This window comes from Mesorhizobium tamadayense (assembly GCF_003863365.1).
Lineage (GTDB): Bacteria > Pseudomonadota > Alphaproteobacteria > Rhizobiales > Rhizobiaceae > Mesorhizobium > Mesorhizobium tamadayense.
In genome coordinates this window covers 72,035-88,880 of sequence record NZ_RQXT01000029.1, presented here as the reverse complement: position 1 = coordinate 88,880, position 16,846 = coordinate 72,035, and the positions used below count along the sequence as shown (strand labels likewise).

Below are 16,846 nucleotides of genomic sequence, written 5' to 3'. Positions count from 1 at the left end.
GGTCAGCCGAGCGAAGCGGAGGCTGGGTGAGGGGGAGCGTCCTATGCGATAGCCCTCCCGTCGAAGGGGAGGGGGACCTTTGACGGATTTTCACCGCCGCCACCGGCTGATAGGCTGGCTCATCCCGGGAGGAGAAGGCGATGGCGATCAAACTCGACGAGCTCAAGAACGCCACAAATCTGCGCGGGCGTAGCACTTTCATTGCTCCGGTGGACGGCAGGGCGCATGTCTCGGGCGATCGCTCGGTGCCCTTGCTCGACAAGACCATTCCGGCGCTGTTTTCCGATACGGTGAGCAAATACGCCACGCTCGACGCCGCCGTCTTCGTCGGCCAGGACAAGCGCTTTACCTGGAGCGAGCTGTCCGACACGGTCGATGCTTTAGCCGCCGGCTTCCTGGCGCTCGGCCTCGAAAAGGGCGATCGCGTAGGCATCTGGTCGCCGAACCGCTGGGAATGGCTGGTGACCCAATTCGCCACCGCGCGCATCGGCCTCATCCTGGTCAACATCAACCCGGCCTACCGGCTGACCGAGCTGGAATATGCGCTGAACAAGGTCGGCTGCAAGGCGCTGGTCACTGCCGCACAGTTCAAGACCTCCGACTATCTCGGCATGGTCGAGACGCTGGCGCCGGAGATCGCCACGGCCGAGCCCGGCAAGCTCGAGGCAAAGAAGCTGCCGGCGCTGAGGATCGTCATCCGCATGGGCGACGACAACTCGCCCGGCATGTTCAACTTCGGCGACGTGCTGGCCATGGCCGGTCGCGACGAGCATGACAGCCTCGACCGCATCTCCGAAGGGCTGAAGCCCGGCGACGCCATCAACATCCAGTTCACCAGCGGAACCACGGGCGCGCCCAAGGGCGCGACGCTGACCCACGCGAACATCGTCAACAACGGCAATTTCGTCACCTCGGCGATCAAGCTCACCGTCGACGACCGGCTCTGCATCCCGGTGCCGCTCTACCACTGCTTCGGCATGTCGATGGGCACCATGGGCTGCGTCACCAAGGGCGCGACCATGGTCTTCCCGGGCGAGGGTTTTGATGCCGGCGCGACGCTGAAGGCGGTGGCGCAGGAGCGCTGCACCGGCCTCTATGGCGTGCCGACCATGTTCGTCGCCATGCTCGACCATGCGGATTTCTCCAGCTTCGACCTTTCCAGCCTCCGCACCGGCATCATGGCCGGCTCTCCCTGTCCGATCGAAGTGATGAAGAAGGTGGTCTCGCTGATGCATATGGCGCAAGTGACCATCGCCTACGGCATGACGGAGACCAGCCCGGTCTCGTTCCAGAGCAGCGTCGATGATCCGCTGGAAAAGCGCGTCTCAACGGTCGGCCGCATCCATCCCCACGTCGAGGTCAAGGCGATCGACGCTGACGGCGCCACGGTCGCGGTGGGCGCGCCGGGCGAGCTCTGCACGCGCGGCTATTCGGTGATGAAGGGCTACTGGGACGACGCCGAGAAGACCCGCGAGGCGATCGACACGGACGGCTGGATGCACACCGGCGACCTCGCCACCATAGACACCGAGGGCTATTGCAACATCGTCGGCCGGGTGAAGGACATGGTCATCCGCGGCGGCGAGAACGTCTATCCGCGCGAGGTGGAGGAATTCCTCTACCGCCATCCCAAGGTTAAGGAAGTGCAGGTCTTCGGCATTCCAGACCCAAAATATGGCGAGGAGCTCTGCGCCTGGATCGTGCTGAAGCCCAACCAGATTGCCACGGAGCAGGAGATCAAGGCCTTCTGCGCCGGCCAGATCGCGCATTACAAGGTGCCGCGCTACATCCGCTTCCGCACCGAGCTGCCGATGACGGTGACCGGCAAGCCGCAGAAGTTCTTGATGCGCGAGGCGATGATGGAGGAGCTAGGACTCGTGGCGCAGAAGACGGCGTGAGGCGACGAACGCCGGTGGGGTGGGGGACTGCCGGCTTCGCAATCAAGGTTACCACCGGACAGGCTTTTCCCCGGGGTTCTCAGAAACGCACAAGGGCCGAATGAGTGGTTTCACACGATCGGTGACTTCATATGCGATGCCGTTGGCCGCCTTGGTGATGGCAGTCGCTGTCAGAGCTAGCGGTTTGTCGGTAGACGAAGGTTCGACGAGCGTCAGGATCCTCATCGGTGCGCTTTCGAGCGCGATCATGTTCATCACCATTTTCGTGGTGCTCGACCACGCTGAGGCAGTGGCCCGGCGTGTAGGGCAGCCGTACGGCACACTGGTGCTGACCTTCGCCGTGACGGCAATCGAAGTGTCGATCATCGTTTCCATGATGCTGCATGGAGCGAACAACCCTACGCTTGCCCGTGAGTCCGTCTTCTCGACGGTGATGATTACATCCACCGGCGTCGTCGGCACGTGCCTCACGCTTGGCGGCTGGCGTCATCGCAAGCAGGCAATTGTTCGACAAGGCACGAGCGCCTACCTGGCGGTTCTGGTCGCACTGACCGTCATGACGCTTATTCTCCCGACCTACACGCAAACTACGGAACCTGGCACATTCTCAGCAGCTCAACTCGGTTTTGTGAGCGTCCTTTCAGTGCTGCTCTATGCAGGTTTCGTTTTCGCCCAGACCGTCCGGCACCGGGACGACTTCACCGAAGGACAGGCACACGGCGTCTCGATGCGAGCCGCTCCGCAAGAAAGCATCTCTGCCAGCGCTCTGCTCCTGCTGATCGGGCTGATCGGAATAGTCATGCTCGCCGAGCAAGTCGCCGCAAGCGTCGAGAATACGCTCGTTGCCTACCAGGTGCCCCAGGCTGACAGTATTGTAGGGGCATTGATCGCGGGGCTGGTTTTGATGCCGGAGGCCATTTCGGCGGTTCGCGCTTCACTCAACAATGAGCTGCAGCGCGGCTTGAACGTTGCGATGGGTTCGGCTTGCGCCACAATTGGCTTGACGATACCGGCAGTCGCAGCCGCCAGCCTCCTGACGGGAAGAGGGTTGACCCTGGGGCTCCCGGCGACTGACGCAGTACTTTTGATTTTAGCGCTTTTCATATGTAACGTAAGCTTTAGCACCGATAGAACGACGTTCCTGACGGGAATGGTTCATATTGTAGTGTTTTTTACTTATGTATTTCTGATATTTGTGCCGTGAAAGCTTTGATGCAAGCTGGCGGCGGCATAACTGCCGTCGCGCATCAGCGGCAGGGTTCGTCCCCCTGAAACAGAAGACCTTTGAGACATAGGTCTTGGCTTGCTTTCGCAGCTTGAAGAAATCGTATTCGCTTTCGTCGCTCATGCCCCGACACTATCGCAGCATTATCAAGGTGGAAGGGATCTTCTTTACCGGGGCTCAGAAATTGGCGTGCGGGGCCGGTCCGCAACATCTATGTATGTAGGGCGGATTTTGATGGAATGAGCATGCTGTGACTCCAGCTCACGCCGCCCGACTTGTCTGCATCCTCAAAGCGTTGCCAGCCGCGAATTCGGCATGGTCTTTCCATAGGCTCGGCGCAGGGTCGCCTTCTCCTCCAGCGCGACGATGACCCGTGCGGCGAAATCCGTCTTGTACATATCGGCCAGCCGTGCCAGCCCGCCTGGCGTAAAGACATTGATCTCCAGAAGTTTGTCGCCGACGATGTCGAGCCCAGCCAGAAACATGCCGTCGCTGACCAGTTTGGGGCGTACCATCTCGGCAATGCGCAACATCGTGTCCGTTACCTTGACCTTGCGGGCGGTTCCCGCGGCGTGGATGTTGGAGCGGACGTCGCCCTTGGCTGGGACGCGGCGAAAGGCGGCGTAGCTGCCGTCGCGCGCCAGCGGCAGGCCGTTCATCAGGAAAAGCCGCACGTCACCAGCCTTGGCCTCCGAAATGTAGGCCTGCGCGATGAGATAGCCGTCACCGCTGGCGGCCTCGAAGATCTGGTTGAGGTTGGAATCGGCAGGCGTCGCAATATGGAAGACGTTCTTGCCACCCGACCCTTGCAGTGGTTTGACGATGCAGCCCTTCGAGTGTTTGTCGATGAAGGCGCGGATCTCGGCAATGCTGCGCGATATCAAGGTTGCCGGCCGTACCGCTTCGGGAAAGGTCTGCAGGTAGAGCTTGCTCTGTGCCTGTGCCAGACCGTCCGGATCGTTGACGACGATGACGCCCTGTTCTGCTGCGAGCCGCCCGAACATGATGCCTGCGTTGGCGGCCCATGGTCGATCGGTGGCGTCGAGCGACGGGTCGTTGCGCAGAAACAAGATGTCGATATCGCCTGTCGCGAAGGTCTTTTTCTGCTTCGCGGCATCCTTCAGGGCGGCATACAGTTTGTCGGGCGTCTTGTAGGGAGCGTCCGGCAGGACCGCGACGCTGACAGCCAGGCTGTCATCCGGACGCAGTATGAAGTCGCCGGGTTCGACATAGACAACAGAATGGCCGCGCTGGATCGCAGCCAGCGCCAGCGTTGTCGTCGTGTAGCCTGGCGTCTCGCTCTCGATCGAATTGACGAAGAACGCAATGCGCATCGGGGATGCTCCCTCAAGTCTCAACCATATCGATCGGATCGATCCCCGCCATCGCCTTCTTGAGCCGCGGACGCGCCGCGTCGGAAGAGAGGAAGGCAGGTTCGAGGCGCGGCGCGCGCAGCAAGCCGCGCGCGTTGAGTTCCTGGATTGCGCCGAAATGCGCGGCGGAGATCTTGCCGATCCAGAACGGCGTGAGGCTGCCGCCGCTCCTCAGATGATCGAGGACCTGCACCACGCCGCGCAGATAGATGGCGTCCTTTGCCAGGCCACCACCTCGAAAGACACGCAGCACGACGTTGAAGGCGCTGCGATCGTCGAGACCGAAATCCTTGTGGAGGGTGCGGAAGGTTTCTTCGAACGCCGCGCCGTCGAGCATCGCCTGACACGCGACGACCCTGGCCGCGATCAGCCGCAGCCGCGCCGCGGTCATGCCGCCGACCAGATATTCCGCCAGCACTGCCAGTCCCTCCTGCATGCCTTCGTAGCCGGCGAGCCCATTGCGGAAGATGGCGAGCCCCTGCGCAGCACCATTGAAATAGGTTAGCAGATGGACGCCGATTTCGTGACTGAGCAGTGCGGTGAGACGCTCCGGTGGAAGGTTGGTATCGCGCGAAACCAGCAGCAGGTTTCGAGAGACGAGTAGGCCGGCCGGAAGGTCGCCGCGGATCTCCACGGAAGCATCGAAATCGGAGTAGGCGGCACGGTATCCCGCGATCATGTCTCGCGCCGCTGCGGCGACGGCGTCGGCGCCCAGCCCCTTCTGCCTCGCCGCCGACGCAGCGCCGTGCGCCTTTTCAAGAATGGCGCGTGCTCGTGTCGCCAGGCTCGGTTCGACGCTGCCATAGAGGGCTCGTCCGAGTTCGACGAAGCGGGGCGTCTCGCGTGCCCCGAGCATTGACAGTTGGAGATCGAGCTCCTGCTGCTTCTGCGAGAGCAGCGTAGTCAGCAGCGGATCTTCCAGATGATCGAGCGAGACCGAATAGAGCTTCCGCTTCTGGGCGGCGACCTCGAATTCGAGCGGCCTGTAGAGCAGTGCAGGGACATGCTCGAAGCCGCCCGCCTGGAATTCCCGCCAGGCCGGTTCGGCGTTGATCGGTGTGACGGCAAGCAGGAAATCGAATGTCGACGCGACGCTGTCTAGCGCCCGGTCGGCGCGCACGACGGCGTCGATGTAGGCGCGCCGCCCCAGCGAACGGTGGGTTGCCGGCGGTTCCAGCTTTGATGCCTTTAGAAAGGCGCTGACCGCCTGGAGCGCGGAATCTACCATGTTGGCGACAACAAGGTCGCGCAATTCAGGATAGACGCGCTCGCTGCTAGGCACCCTGTAGATCGGCGCGAAGCGCACCGTCAGGCCCGCCACATCGCCGAGACCATCCGAGAGCCGTGCTTCGACGCTTTTCGTGGGAATGAATTCGTCGACGCGGGGCGTGCGGTATTTTGCTTCGCGTCCGGACGCCGCAGTGGCGAAGCGCTTGAGCGCCGCCTTCTCCGCCGTCGTTTCGCCGCTGGCCAGTGCAATCTCGAAAGGCGGCAGGAACGGTACGTCCTCCGTCAGGAACCGGTCTTCGGCCAACTCGCCAATGTCGAGCACGAGGAATGCGCCGCAATGATCGCGCATCCTTCGCGCCACCAGCCGCGCGACCTCGCCGGCTAGGCTGATATCGGCCACGATCAGATAGGACGCGTTGGCGGAAACAATTTGGAACGCCGCATCCTGCTGCGACCCGATATGGACGCATAGAAACGGTAGCGGCCGATCGATGTGCAACCGGTTGCCGTCGCCGAACTCGCGGCGGATCGGTTTGCCGTCCCGGAAAAGCGCGTCCAGGTCCGCCTCGATCTCTGCCAACGGAGACGCAGCCTCGACAAGCTTCGGCTTCATGTCATGCCCCGCACCGCGGCCTCGAGAACGGGCACGGTAGACGCCAGCATGGCGCGCAGCCGTTCGATCGCTCCCCAGTCGGGCTTGCCGCTCCATTCGTCCATGAAGATCTTCTTGAACTCGACTGCGATGGCACACCCGGTCTCGGGGAAATTGGCATGTACGAAACGGGTCTGTTCGCCCTTGCCCTGGAACAACACATTCTCGCGCACGTCGATCGGCTCGCCGTTGAAACGCCGGCCGCGAAGCGCCTCCATGAAGGCGTCGACGACCGGCGCCCAGCGCGCGCGGTCCATCGAGGATGTGCCGATATTGATATCAGGCGCGCCATCCTGCGATGCAGGCACTGCTTTCGGCCCTTCGCGCCGGTGGTTGTAGCTGTGGACGTCGACAAGGACGAACCTGCCATAACGTTTTTCGACATCGGCAAGCACACGCTTGAGCTCGCCGTAGAAAGCATCGTGAAAGGCGAGAGACTCGTTCACAAACTCCTCAGCCGGTGGCTCTCGCCATACGTTCAAGCCCCAGGACTGGTCCGGCGACCGGTAGACCGCCGCCTCGCGCGCGCGGTTCAGATCGACCTGAAAGCGCGATCGATGAACGATGATCTGTGTCGGGAAATCGGCGATAAAGTGCTCGGTGAAGGGATCCTCCTCCCGCTGTCGGTCAGGGTCGGGGATGCACATGAGCGATTGGCACGCGCGCCCGACATCGGAGCCGCTATGGATTGCCGTGCCAATAACGGGGGAATCGCCAAGCTTGATTGTCCAGCCCGCCGATGTTCCACCCCGATTATTGTTGTAAACAGGCTTACTCACCATCCATCGAAATGCGTGGAGAGGGTGGGCGGTTCCGGGGCATTGTACAGGCCAACCGGTTGACGCTTGCAACCAGGCCCGCACCTCACGCCAGAACGGCCGCATCCAACCCCCGAATAATCTTTGCCAACTCCACACACTCGTCCTGACGCACCTTGTTGCGTCGCCAGGCGAGGCAGATCATGCGCTGCGGCATCGGCTCCTGGAACGGCACGATCCTGAGGTCCGGCATGACGCCGGCAGCACTTGCCGCCATCTCCGGGACGAGCGTGACGCCGAGACCGTGCGCCACCATCTGCAGGAGCGTCGTGAGACTGGTGGCGCCATAGCTTGCCATCGCCACCGGCCGCACATTGCCGCAGACGGCTAAAGCCTGCTCGCGCAGGCAATGGCCTTCTTCCAACAGCATCAGCCGCTCCAGCGCCGGGCTTTCCGGCGGCACAGGCGGCGAGGCGAAGGCCGGATCGCCGGCGGGGACCGCAAGGAAGAAGCGGTCCGGGAAAAGCTCCTCCGTGACCAGCCCTGGCTGGTCGAGCGGCAGCGCGGCGATGAAAGCGTCGAGCTTGCCCGAGACATTGTCCTCCACCAGCGCGGCGGTCACCGCCTCGCGCAGCTCAAGCCGCAGGGCCGGGAAATGCTTCTTCAATTCCGGCAAAACCCGCGGCAGGAGATAGGGCGCGACCGTCGGGATGATGCCCAGCCGGAAGCGGCCTTCCATGGCGGGACGGCCGCGCCGGGCAGTCGTCTCGACGTCACGTATGTCGGCGAGGATGCGCTCGATGCGCGGCTGCAGCGCGAGCGCTTCGTCGGTCATCCGCACCGTCTTGCCGCCGCGCTCGAACAGAAGGCAGCTCAGCCTCTCTTCCATTTCAGCGATCTGGGCGGAGAGCGCCGGCTGGCTGACACCGGCGAGCTTCGCGGCGCGGCCGAAATGCAGCGTCTGCGCGAGCGCGTCGAAATAAAGCATCTGCCGGACGGTGAGACCGATCATAAGGAAATCCTATCGGAAAAAACAGGAAAGGCAATTTGTCTTTATCGCCAAGCCGGCCTAGTCTAGAATCATTCCAGATTGGCGCGGCCGCTGGCTGCCTCGCAAATCTCGGCAAAAAATCGGCAAAAAATCGGAGAGTAAGATGGACGCGAAAACCGACGACAACAGCGCTGGCAAATGCCCCGTGGCGCATGGATCCGCCGGCAGGACCAATCGCGATTGGTGGCCGAACCAGCTCGACCTTGCCGTTCTTCACCAGCAGTCGAACCTCTCGGACCCGATGGGCGAGGATTTCGACTATGCCAAGGAATTCCAGAGCCTGGATCTCGATGCCGTGATCAAGGACTTGCACCATGTCATGACGGATTCGCAGGACTGGTGGCCGGCCGACTTCGGCCATTATGGACCGCTCTTCATCCGCATGGCCTGGCACAGCGCCGGCACCTATCGCATCGGCGACGGCCGCGGCGGCGCCGGTGCAGGCCAGCAGCGGTTCGCGCCGCTGAACAGCTGGCCGGACAATGCCAATCTCGACAAGGCTCGCCGTCTGCTCTGGCCGGTCAAGCAGAAATACGGCCGCAAGATCTCCTGGGCCGACCTGATGATCCTTGCCGGCAACGTCGCGCTGGAATCGATGGGCTTCAAGACCTTCGGCTTCGCCGGCGGCCGCGCCGACGTGTGGGAGCCGGAGCAGGACGTGGATTGGGGCTCCGAAACCAAGTGGCTGGATGACCAGCGCTATTCCGGCGATCGCGAGCTTCAAGGCCACCTCGGCGCCGTGCAGATGGGCCTGATCTACGTCAACCCGGAAGGGCCGAACGGCAAGCCGGATCCGGTCGCCGCGGCGCGGGACATTCGCGAGACCTTCCGCCGTATGGCCATGAACGACGAGGAGACAGTGGCGCTGATCGCCGGCGGTCACAGCTTCGGCAAGACCCACGGCGCCGGCGATGCAGCGCTTGTGGGCGCGGAGCCGGAAGCCGCCGGCGTCGAGGCGCAGGGCCTCGGCTGGTCGAGCAAACATGCCACCGGCATTGCCGGCGACGCCATCACCTCGGGCCTCGAGGTCACCTGGACGACGACCCCGACCAAGTGGAGCAACAACTTCTTCGACAACCTCTTCAACTACGAATGGGAGCTGACGAAGAGCCCGGCCGGCGCCCACCAGTGGACGCCGAAAGGTGGCGCAGGCACCGGCACGGTTCCGGACGCGCACGATCCGTCCAAGCGCCGCGCGCCGGCCATGCTCACCACCGATCTGTCGCTGCGCTTCGACCCGGCCTATGAGAAGATTGCGCGGCGCTTTCATCAGAATCCGGATCAGTTCGCCGACGCCTTCGCCCGCGCCTGGTTCAAGCTCACCCACCGCGACATGGGTCCGGTCGTGCGCTATCTCGGCCCGCTCGTGCCGAAGGAAGAGCTGATCTGGCAGGATCCGATCCCGGCGATCGATCATGAGCTGGTCAGCGAAGCGGACATCGCGGCGCTGAAGGCGAAGATCCTGGCCTCCGGCCTCACGGTTCCTGAGCTGGTCTCGACCGCCTGGGCCTCGGCCTCGACCTTCCGTGGCTCGGACAAGCGCGGCGGCGCCAATGGCGGCCGCATCCGCCTCAGCCCCCAGAGGGACTGGGACGTCAATCAGCCGGCGGAACTCGCCAAGGTGCTGGCGAAGCTCGAGGCTGTGCAGACGGAGTTCAATGCCGCGCAGGCGGGCGACAAGAAGGTTTCGCTGGCCGATCTCATCGTGCTTGGCGGCGTCGCCGCTGTCGAAAAGGCAGCCAAGGACGGCGGCCATGAGGTGAAGGTGCCGTTCTCGCCCGGCCGCATGGACGCTTCGCAGGAGCAGACCGATGTCGACTCCTTCGCAGCGCTCGAGCCGAGGGCGGACGGCTTCCGCAACTATGCCCGCGGCACGCTGCCGATGTCGGTCGAAGCGATGCTGGTCGACCGTGCGCAGCTCCTGACGCTGACGGCGCCGGAAATGACGGTTCTGGTCGGCGGCCTGCGCGTGCTCGGCGCCAATCATGGCGGCTCAAAGCATGGCGTGTTCACCGACAGGCCGGGCACTCTGACCAATGACTTCTTCGTCAACCTGCTCGGCATGGGAACGGTCTGGGATCCGGCCGCCGGCACCGATCAGGTCTACGAAGGGCGCGACCGCAAGACCAGGCAAGTCAAGTGGACCGGCACCCGCGCCGATCTGATCTTCGGTTCGCACTCGCAACTGCGTGCGCTGGCCGAGGTCTACGGTTCGGCCGATGCCAGGCAGAAGTTCGTCAAGGACTTCGTCAAGGCCTGGACGAAGGTGATGAACCTCGATCGCTTCGAACTGGCCGCGAAGTAAGGTCTCATCCTCCCAAAGAAGAAAGGCGCGGGTTCATCCCCGCGCCTTTTTGATTCAGACCTCGGAGATCAATCTTTTTCGAAAATGCCTGCCTTGGCGACGACGCCTGCGATCGCCCCGCCGATCAGCGGCGCGACGATGAACAGCCAGAGCTGGCTAAGCGCGGCGCCACCCGAAAACAGCGCCGGGCCGATCGAGCGCGCCGGGTTGACCGAGGTGCCCGTCACCGGGATCATGGCGAAGTGAATCCCTGCCAGCGTCAGGCCGATGACCAGGCCGGCAAAGGCCGTCGTGTGCTTGGCGTTGGTGACGCCGAGGATGACGGTGACGAAGGTGAAGGTGCCGATCAGCTCCCACAGGAAGGCAGAGCTCATGCCCCATTTCGCCTCGTCCCAGCCATTGGCGCCGAAGCCGCCGGTGTGGCCGCCGGCCTGGCCGGTGACGATGATCCACAGCGCCAGCGAAGCGATGATGGCGCCGATGATCCGCGCGATCCAGTACGGGACGACATCCTTGGCCGGCATCCGTCCCGCAAGGAACACGCCGAGCGTCACCGCCGGATTGAGATGCGCACCCGAGATCGGGCCGATCGCATAGGCCGCCGCGATCAGGCCGATGCCGAACGCCAGGCCGATGCCTTCCTGGCGAGCGGCGGCGCGCCGCCGAAACCGCCCGTGACCACGGAGGCCGTGCCGATGAACACCAACAAAAACGTGCCTAGAACTTCTGCCAGATAAGTCTTCATTGCCCTCTCCTCATAGGGATCCGCCAAACCGCGTTTCCCGCGCCGCGAATCACAGACGAAAGAGTATTCCGGCCGGCAAAACTTGGAAAGCTGAGTGGTTAAGCCGACGGCTTGCTTGTATCCGCCAGTCAAAATATTAGAGAAGCTTCATGTTCCGACGGCTTTTTCTTGTTCTCTGCCAACGGCCGACTGCCACGCAAAAAACGTTCCGTTTGTTGCGCGGACGATGGCATGGGATAGGTCGTTTTGGCCGCACCGCGAGAGAACTGTTTCAATCGGAGCAGGAAAGGCTCTAAGAGCAGGGCTGAAAGCAACAATTGACGGAAGCAGGAATGAGACTGGGCGGAAGGCTGGCGGCGGCCATCGAAGTGCTTGAAGACATCGGCCGGCGCCACCGGCCGGTGGCCGACGCCTTGCGCGACTGGGGCCTGTCGCACCGCTTTGCGGGCGGCGGCGACCGTGCGGCGATCGGCAACATCGTCTACGACGCGCTGCGCCGCAGGCGCTCGGCCGGTTGGCTCTTCGGCGAGGACACGCCGCGCGCCATCGGCTTCGGCGCGCTGCTCTTGGAATGGGGCCAGGCGGCGCAGTCGCTGAACGACGCGCTCGACGGCGACAAGTTCGCGCCGCCACTGCTCAGCGCCGCCGAGCTGAAAGCGGCAGCCTCCGGCAGGCTCGCCGACGCGCCGGATGCCGTGCGGGCCGATATTCCCGACTGGTGCGCGCCGCTGCTGGAAAAAGCCTATGGTGATGCCTGGGTCGACGAGGGCGCGGCTCTCGCGATGCGTCCGCCGCTGGACCTCAGGGTCAATGCGCTGCTCTGTGACCGCGGCAAGGTGCTGGCGGAACTCCAGGGTACGGGTGCGGCACCTGCCGCGATCGCGCCGCGCGGCATTCGCATCCCGCCGATCGACGGCGACGGCAGGCATCCGAACGTCCAGGCAGAGCCCGCCTTCCAGAAAGGCTGGTTCGAGGTGCAGGACGAGGGCTCGCAGCTCGCAGCAGCGCTTGCCGGTGCCGAGCCCGGCATGCAGGTGCTCGACTATTGCGCCGGCGCGGGCGGCAAGACGCTGGCGCTTTCGGCCGAGATGGACAATCGCGGCCAGGTGTTTGCCCATGACGCGGAGAAGGTGCGGCTGGCGCCGATCTTCGAGCGCATCCGCCGCGCGCACAGCCGCAACGTCCAGGTCGTCAGCAAGCCGGCGGAACTCGCGCCGCTGTCCAGTCATATGGACATCGTGCTGATCGACGCGCCCTGCACCGGCAGCGGCACCTGGCGGCGGCGGCCCGACGCCAAGTGGCGGCTGACCGACAGGCAGCTCGATGCCCGCAAAGGCGAGCAGCTGGCGATCCTCGACACGGCGCAGGCCTTCGTGAAGCCGGGCGGACTGCTCGTCTACATCACCTGTTCGGTGTTCGATGCCGAAAACGGCGAGCAGGTCGCGGCTTTCCGCGAGCGCCACGGCAACTTTGCGCCGGTCGACCATCGCCGGCTCTGGGACAGCCATTTCCCCGGCCACGAAGGCGAAGCACGCATCGCCGACGTCGGCGGCATCTCGCTTTCGCCGGCGCTGAGCGGCACCGACGGGTTCTACTTTCACGCTTTACGCAGGGCCGCCTGACGGCAAGCGGCATTTTGCTGCGCTGCAACATAAGAGATTGCCTGTCTTGCCTGCCTCTGCAATAAGCTTCGCCAGCAAAAGTGAGGCGAAGGCCATGGCAGCCAAGATCGTACCCGCTCCCGACTACGAGGAACGTGTCAGGGCCTCCTTTGCCCGCCAGAAAGCGATGGCCACCATCGGCGCCGAACTGACGCTGGTCACCCCCGGCATCATCGAGATCGAGATGCCTTATGCCGCCGAGCTGACGCAACAGCACGGCTTCCTGCATGCCGGCGTCATTTCCACCGCGCTGGACTCGGCATGCGGCTATGCGGCCTTCTCGCTGATGCCGGAAAATTCCGGCGTGCTGACCATCGAGTTCAAGGTCAACCTGCTGGCGCCGGGCCGGGGCGAACGCTTCCTGTTCCGCGGCTCGGTGACCAAGCCCGGCCGCACCATCATCGTTGCCGACGGCCAGGCCTATGCCTTCGCCGTCGACGGCGAGGCCAAGCTGATAGCCACGATGACCGGCACGATGATGACGGTGGTCGGCCGCGACGGGATCGAGGGGTGATCCATGGCAACCGTAGCGCGGATAGCGGAAAAATCCGTTCTCTTCGTCATGGCGGCGGAAGCCGAATACGGCCCGCATTTGAAAGAACTGTTCACGCCGCTGATGACTGGCGTCGGTCCGGTCGAGGCCGCCGTCCGGCTGGGCGCCGAGCTTGCGACGCTGAAAGCCGAGGGCGCGCTGCCGGATCTCGTCGTCTCGCTGGGCTCCGCGGGAAGCCGCATGCTCGAGCAGACCGAAATCTACCAGGCCGTGTCGGTGAGCTACCGCGACATGGATGCTTCGCCGCTGGGTTTCGAAAAGGGCGCCACGCCGTTCCTCGACCTGCCGGTGACGGTGCCGCTGCCCTTCGTCATCCCCGGCATCAGGAGCGCCACGCTCTCGACCGGCGGCTCGATCGTCACCGGCGCCGCCTATGACGCGATCGACGCCGACATGGTCGACATGGAAACCTTCGCCTGCCTGCGCGCCTGCCAGCTTTTCGGCGTGCCGCTGGTTGGCCTGCGCGGTATTTCCGATGGTGCGGCCGATCTGAGGCACGTCAACGACTGGACCGAATATCTCCATGTCATCGACGAGAAGCTGGCCGGGGCAATAAGGTTGCTCGAACAGGCGATCGGCGATGGCCTGCTCGATGTCTAAGCGCCGCTCGCATCAAGCAGCCAGGCGTTGCGGATCGCCGAAATCGATGCGTGAAATGCGTCCGCGGATCGCACCGGTCGCATCGACATAGTCGATTGCTCCCGGTGTGTGATCGAGTTTCCAGGAGCCGGTGGGGCCGTCTTTCCATTCGACCTTGTAGCCGTCGTCCAGCAGCGTCCAAAGTCCGTGGAAGCGGGTGCCGTCCGGCAGGAGCATGTGCGCCCGATCGTCGGTTTCGTAGTGGATGAAGGCATTCTTGCCGCCCATGTCGATGACATGCGTGGTGCCGATCATGATAATGGCCAGCGTGCTCTTGCTCAGAATCGTCATTGTTTGTGTCCAGGGTTCGTTTGTGTTTGGGGTTTGCGTTTCGAAAGCGCCTCGACGGCGGGAAAATCGTCAAGTATCTTGACTATATGGAGTTCGGATCAAGTGGTCAAGGAGCTTGACGAAAAAGCCGAGGCTTTGCCCGATCATGTCGGCTGGCGGCTGTGGCAGGCGAGCCGCGCTTGGCAGGCGGAATTTGTGGCTGCCATGCACGCCGCCGGCCACGGCTGGTTCACTGAAGCACGCGCCGGGTTGCTCGGGCATATCCCCCGCGGCGGCACGCGCCAGTCGGCGCTGATCGAGCGCTCGGCCATCTCCAAGCAAGCGGTTCAGCAACTGCTCGACGGGTTGGAGGCAGAGGGCGTGCTGGAGCGGCTGCCCGACCCGCGGGACGGGCGCGGCAAGCTTGTGCGCTATACACGCAAGGGTCTGGATGCCTTGCGCGACGGCGACCGCATTAAGCTTCAGATCGAAAGCGGCTACATTGACCGCATCGGCCGGGAACGGTTTGCGGCACTGATGGACGCCTTGCGCTCACTCGACGCGGGGCGGGCCCACGCGGGGGACATGCCAGTGAATGTTCGAGGCCAGACGCCGGAAACGAAGTGAACGGCGCGACCTCGCAACCCATTGCGCCGACTCGTTTCTTTCTCTAAAGGCTCGCCATGACGACAGCCAATCATCCCGACACCATCCTGATTGTCGATTTCGGCAGCCAGTTCACGCAGCTCATCGCCCGGCGCATCCGCGAGTCCGGCGTCTTTTCCGAGATCGTGCCGTTCCAGTCGGCCGAGGCCGCCTTCAGGCGCATCAATCCGAAAGCGGTGATCCTCTCCGGCGGCCCGGCTTCGACCACCGACATCGGCAGCCCGCGCGCGCCGCAGATCGTCTTCGACGCCGGCGTGCCGGTGCTTGGCATCTGCTACGGCCAGATGACGCTTTGCGTGCAGATGGGTGGCGTCGCCGAAAGCTCCGATCATCGCGAATTCGGCCGCGCCTTCGTCCATATCGAGAAGGACAGCCCGCTGTTCGAAGGCCTGTGGGCGCCCGGCCAGCGCCACCAGGTGTGGATGAGCCATGGCGACCGCGTCATCTCGCTTCCGCCAGGCTTCGAGGTGCTGGGCAAGTCGGAAGGCTCGCCCTTCGCCATCTTCGGCAATATCGAACGCAAGATGTACGGCATCATGTTCCACCCCGAGGTGGTGCACACGCCGGACGGTGCCAGGCTGCTCAGGAATTTCGTCCATAACATCGCCGGCATCGAGGGCGACTGGACGATGCGCGCCTATCGCGAGCACGCCGTCGAGGCGATCCGCAAGCAGGTCGGCAAGGGCAAGGTGATCTGCGCGCTGTCGGGCGGCGTCGATTCCTCGGTCGCCGCGCTGCTGATCCACGAGGCGGTCGGCGACCAGCTGACCTGCATCCTCGTCGACCACGGCCTGATGCGTAGGGACGAGGCTCAAGGCGTGGTGGAGATGTTCCGCCGGCACTACAATCTGCCGCTGATCCTGGTCGATGCCTGCGACCGCTTCATCTCGGCGCTGGAAGGCGAGGCCGATCCCGAGAAGAAGCGCAAGACCATCGGCCGGCTGTTCATCGAGGTGTTCGAGGAAGAGGCGCAAAAGCTCGGCGGCGCCGATTTCCTGGCGCAGGGCACGCTCTATCCGGACGTCATCGAAAGCGTCTCCTTCTCCGGTGGCCCGTCGGTGACAATCAAGTCGCACCACAATGTCGGCGGCCTGCCCGAGCGCATGAACATGAAGCTGGTCGAGCCGCTGCGCGAGCTGTTCAAGGACGAGGTGAGGGCGCTGGGCAAGGAGCTTGGCTTGCCCGAAAACTTCATCGGCCGCCATCCGTTCCCAGGCCCCGGCCTCGCCATCCGCTGCCCGGGCGGCATCACCCGCGAGAAGCTGGAGATCCTGCGCGAGGCCGACGCCATCTATCTCGACGAGATCCGCAAGGCCGGCCTCTACGATGCCATCTGGCAGGCGTTCGCCGTGCTCTTGCCGGTGCAGACCGTCGGCGTCATGGGCGACGGCCGCACCTACGAGTTCGTCTGCGCGCTGCGCGCCGTCACCTCCGTCGACGGCATGACGGCCGACTTCTACCACTACGACATGAGCTTCCTCGCCGCCGCCGCCACCCGCATCATCAACGAGGTGAAAGGCATCAACCGCGTCGTCTACGACGTGACCTCGAAGCCCCCTGGAACAATCGAGTGGGAATAAAGGTCGGTCGTTCGCCAGCATTCGGCGACTATCGAGGAAGCTTCATCAAGCGTTTGAATTTTATCTGTTTTCTTCTCTACGTCTATCGCTGACTATCGCCTCTAAGCGGAATCATTTGACGGTAGATCTGACGGCATTCGCTTTCGCGTCATCTTCGCTGCAGACTGATGCCGTCACTGCGCCGGACTCAAGCCTGTTGGCACCTTTCGAGGTAAGGCATTGAATCCAATAGGCTCTCAG

14 protein-coding genes and 1 pseudogene are annotated in these 16,846 nt (G+C 63.6%); 8 read left to right on the top strand and 7 right to left on the bottom strand.

The window, feature by feature from the left end; translation table 11 throughout:
- The first annotated feature begins 140 nt into the window (after window positions 1-140).
- A complete protein-coding gene (locus tag EH240_RS21915) occupies window positions 141-1,898 on the top strand; it encodes an AMP-binding protein (RefSeq protein WP_125002496.1) in 1,758 nt (585 codons plus the stop codon).
- 48 nt (window positions 1,899-1,946) lie between these two features.
- Here EH240_RS21915 and EH240_RS39135 read toward each other — a convergent pair whose 3' ends face one another.
- Window positions 1,947-2,153, bottom strand: a complete 207-nt coding sequence (locus EH240_RS39135) for a hypothetical protein (protein ID WP_245436272.1) — start codon at window positions 2,151-2,153, stop codon at window positions 1,947-1,949.
- Between EH240_RS39135 and EH240_RS21910 the strand changes: the two genes are divergently transcribed.
- The gene (locus tag EH240_RS21910; protein ID WP_245436270.1) at window positions 2,146-3,102 is read left to right on the top strand and encodes a calcium:cation antiporter; all 957 of its coding nucleotides are present in this window, start codon (window positions 2,146-2,148) and stop codon (window positions 3,100-3,102) included. The genes EH240_RS39135 and EH240_RS21910 overlap by 8 nt on opposite strands.
- Window positions 3,103-3,410: 308 nt before the next feature.
- On the opposite strand, the gene EH240_RS21905 is transcribed toward EH240_RS21910, so the two are convergent.
- From EH240_RS21905 to EH240_RS21890, 4 genes are all read right to left on the bottom strand, one after another.
- Window positions 3,411-4,457 carry a glutathione synthetase gene (locus tag EH240_RS21905; protein WP_125002492.1) on the bottom strand — a complete coding sequence of 349 codons (1,047 nt, stop codon included), beginning with the start codon at window positions 4,455-4,457 and terminating at the stop codon, window positions 3,411-3,413.
- Between the two features lie 13 nt (window positions 4,458-4,470).
- Window positions 4,471-6,339, bottom strand: a complete 1,869-nt coding sequence (locus EH240_RS21900) for a flavohemoglobin expression-modulating QEGLA motif protein (protein ID WP_125002490.1) — start codon at window positions 6,337-6,339, stop codon at window positions 4,471-4,473.
- Entirely contained in the window at window positions 6,336-7,160 is an 825-nt protein-coding gene (locus EH240_RS21895; protein ID WP_125002509.1) for an N-formylglutamate amidohydrolase, read from the bottom strand. The genes EH240_RS21900 and EH240_RS21895 overlap by 4 nt, the downstream gene beginning before the upstream one ends.
- Window positions 7,161-7,242: 82 nt before the next feature.
- The gene (locus EH240_RS21890) at window positions 7,243-8,148 is read right to left on the bottom strand and encodes a hydrogen peroxide-inducible genes activator (protein WP_125002488.1); all 906 of its coding nucleotides are present in this window, start codon (window positions 8,146-8,148) and stop codon (window positions 7,243-7,245) included.
- Window positions 8,149-8,290: 142 nt separating this feature from the next.
- Between EH240_RS21890 and katG the strand changes: the two genes are divergently transcribed.
- On the top strand, window positions 8,291-10,492 hold the full coding sequence (gene katG, locus EH240_RS21885) for a catalase/peroxidase HPI (protein WP_125002486.1): 2,202 nt from the start codon (window positions 8,291-8,293) through the stop codon (window positions 10,490-10,492).
- Between the two features lie 68 nt (window positions 10,493-10,560).
- Here katG and EH240_RS21880 read toward each other — a convergent pair.
- Window positions 10,561-11,237 (bottom strand): annotated as a pseudogene (locus EH240_RS21880) (MIP family channel protein).
- A 332-nt stretch (window positions 11,238-11,569) separates the two neighbouring features.
- On the opposite strand from EH240_RS21880, the gene EH240_RS21875 reads away from it, so the two are divergent.
- From EH240_RS21875 to EH240_RS21865, 3 genes are all read left to right on the top strand, one after another.
- Window positions 11,570-12,859 (top strand): RsmB/NOP family class I SAM-dependent RNA methyltransferase, encoded by a 1,290-nt coding sequence (locus EH240_RS21875; RefSeq protein ID WP_125002484.1) that lies wholly within the window; start codon window positions 11,570-11,572, stop codon window positions 12,857-12,859.
- A 94-nt stretch (window positions 12,860-12,953) separates the two neighbouring features.
- Entirely contained in the window at window positions 12,954-13,412 is a 459-nt protein-coding gene (locus EH240_RS21870) for a PaaI family thioesterase (protein WP_125002482.1), read from the top strand.
- Window positions 13,413-13,415: 3 nt separating this feature from the next.
- Window positions 13,416-14,051 (top strand): 5'-methylthioadenosine/S-adenosylhomocysteine nucleosidase, encoded by a 636-nt coding sequence (locus tag EH240_RS21865; RefSeq protein WP_125002480.1) that lies wholly within the window; start codon window positions 13,416-13,418, stop codon window positions 14,049-14,051.
- 12 nt (window positions 14,052-14,063) lie between these two features.
- Here the strand turns inward: EH240_RS21865 and EH240_RS21860 are convergent, their stop codons facing one another.
- Complete coding sequence (locus EH240_RS21860) at window positions 14,064-14,381, bottom strand: hypothetical protein (RefSeq protein WP_125002478.1); 318 nt, start codon at window positions 14,379-14,381, stop codon at window positions 14,064-14,066.
- A gap of 102 nt (window positions 14,382-14,483) precedes the next feature.
- Between EH240_RS21860 and EH240_RS21855 the strand changes: the two genes are divergently transcribed.
- Window positions 14,484-14,987, top strand: a complete 504-nt coding sequence (locus EH240_RS21855) for a MarR family winged helix-turn-helix transcriptional regulator (RefSeq protein WP_125002476.1) — start codon at window positions 14,484-14,486, stop codon at window positions 14,985-14,987.
- A gap of 56 nt (window positions 14,988-15,043) precedes the next feature.
- Window positions 15,044-16,606 (top strand): glutamine-hydrolyzing GMP synthase, encoded by a 1,563-nt coding sequence (gene guaA, locus EH240_RS21850; protein WP_125002474.1) that lies wholly within the window; start codon window positions 15,044-15,046, stop codon window positions 16,604-16,606.
- Window positions 16,607-16,846 lie beyond the last annotated feature (240 nt).

Excerpts from the sequence above, each read along its gene's own strand:
- EH240_RS21890 (WP_125002488.1), bottom strand. The coding sequence starts at position 8,148 with ATGATCGGTCTCACCGTCCGGCAGATGCTTTATTTCGACGCGCTCGCG.
- EH240_RS21900 (WP_125002490.1), bottom strand. The coding sequence starts at position 6,339 with ATGAAGCCGAAGCTTGTCGAGGCTGCGTCTCCGTTGGCAGAGATCGAG.
- EH240_RS21910 (WP_245436270.1), top strand. The coding sequence starts at position 2,146 with ATGTTCATCACCATTTTCGTGGTGCTCGACCACGCTGAGGCAGTGGCC.
- EH240_RS39135 (WP_245436272.1), bottom strand. The coding sequence starts at position 2,153 with ATGAACATGATCGCGCTCGAAAGCGCACCGATGAGGATCCTGACGCTC.
- EH240_RS21870 (WP_125002482.1), top strand. The coding sequence starts at position 12,954 with ATGGCAGCCAAGATCGTACCCGCTCCCGACTACGAGGAACGTGTCAGG.
- EH240_RS21915 (WP_125002496.1), top strand. The coding sequence starts at position 141 with ATGGCGATCAAACTCGACGAGCTCAAGAACGCCACAAATCTGCGCGGG.
- EH240_RS21860 (WP_125002478.1), bottom strand. The coding sequence starts at position 14,381 with ATGACGATTCTGAGCAAGAGCACGCTGGCCATTATCATGATCGGCACC.
- EH240_RS21895 (WP_125002509.1), bottom strand. The coding sequence starts at position 7,160 with ATGGTGAGTAAGCCTGTTTACAACAATAATCGGGGTGGAACATCGGCG.
- katG (WP_125002486.1), top strand. The coding sequence starts at position 8,291 with ATGGACGCGAAAACCGACGACAACAGCGCTGGCAAATGCCCCGTGGCG.
- guaA (WP_125002474.1), top strand. The coding sequence starts at position 15,044 with ATGACGACAGCCAATCATCCCGACACCATCCTGATTGTCGATTTCGGC.
- EH240_RS21865 (WP_125002480.1), top strand. The coding sequence starts at position 13,416 with ATGGCAACCGTAGCGCGGATAGCGGAAAAATCCGTTCTCTTCGTCATG.
- EH240_RS21875 (WP_125002484.1), top strand. The coding sequence starts at position 11,570 with ATGAGACTGGGCGGAAGGCTGGCGGCGGCCATCGAAGTGCTTGAAGAC.
- EH240_RS21905 (WP_125002492.1), bottom strand. The coding sequence starts at position 4,457 with ATGCGCATTGCGTTCTTCGTCAATTCGATCGAGAGCGAGACGCCAGGC.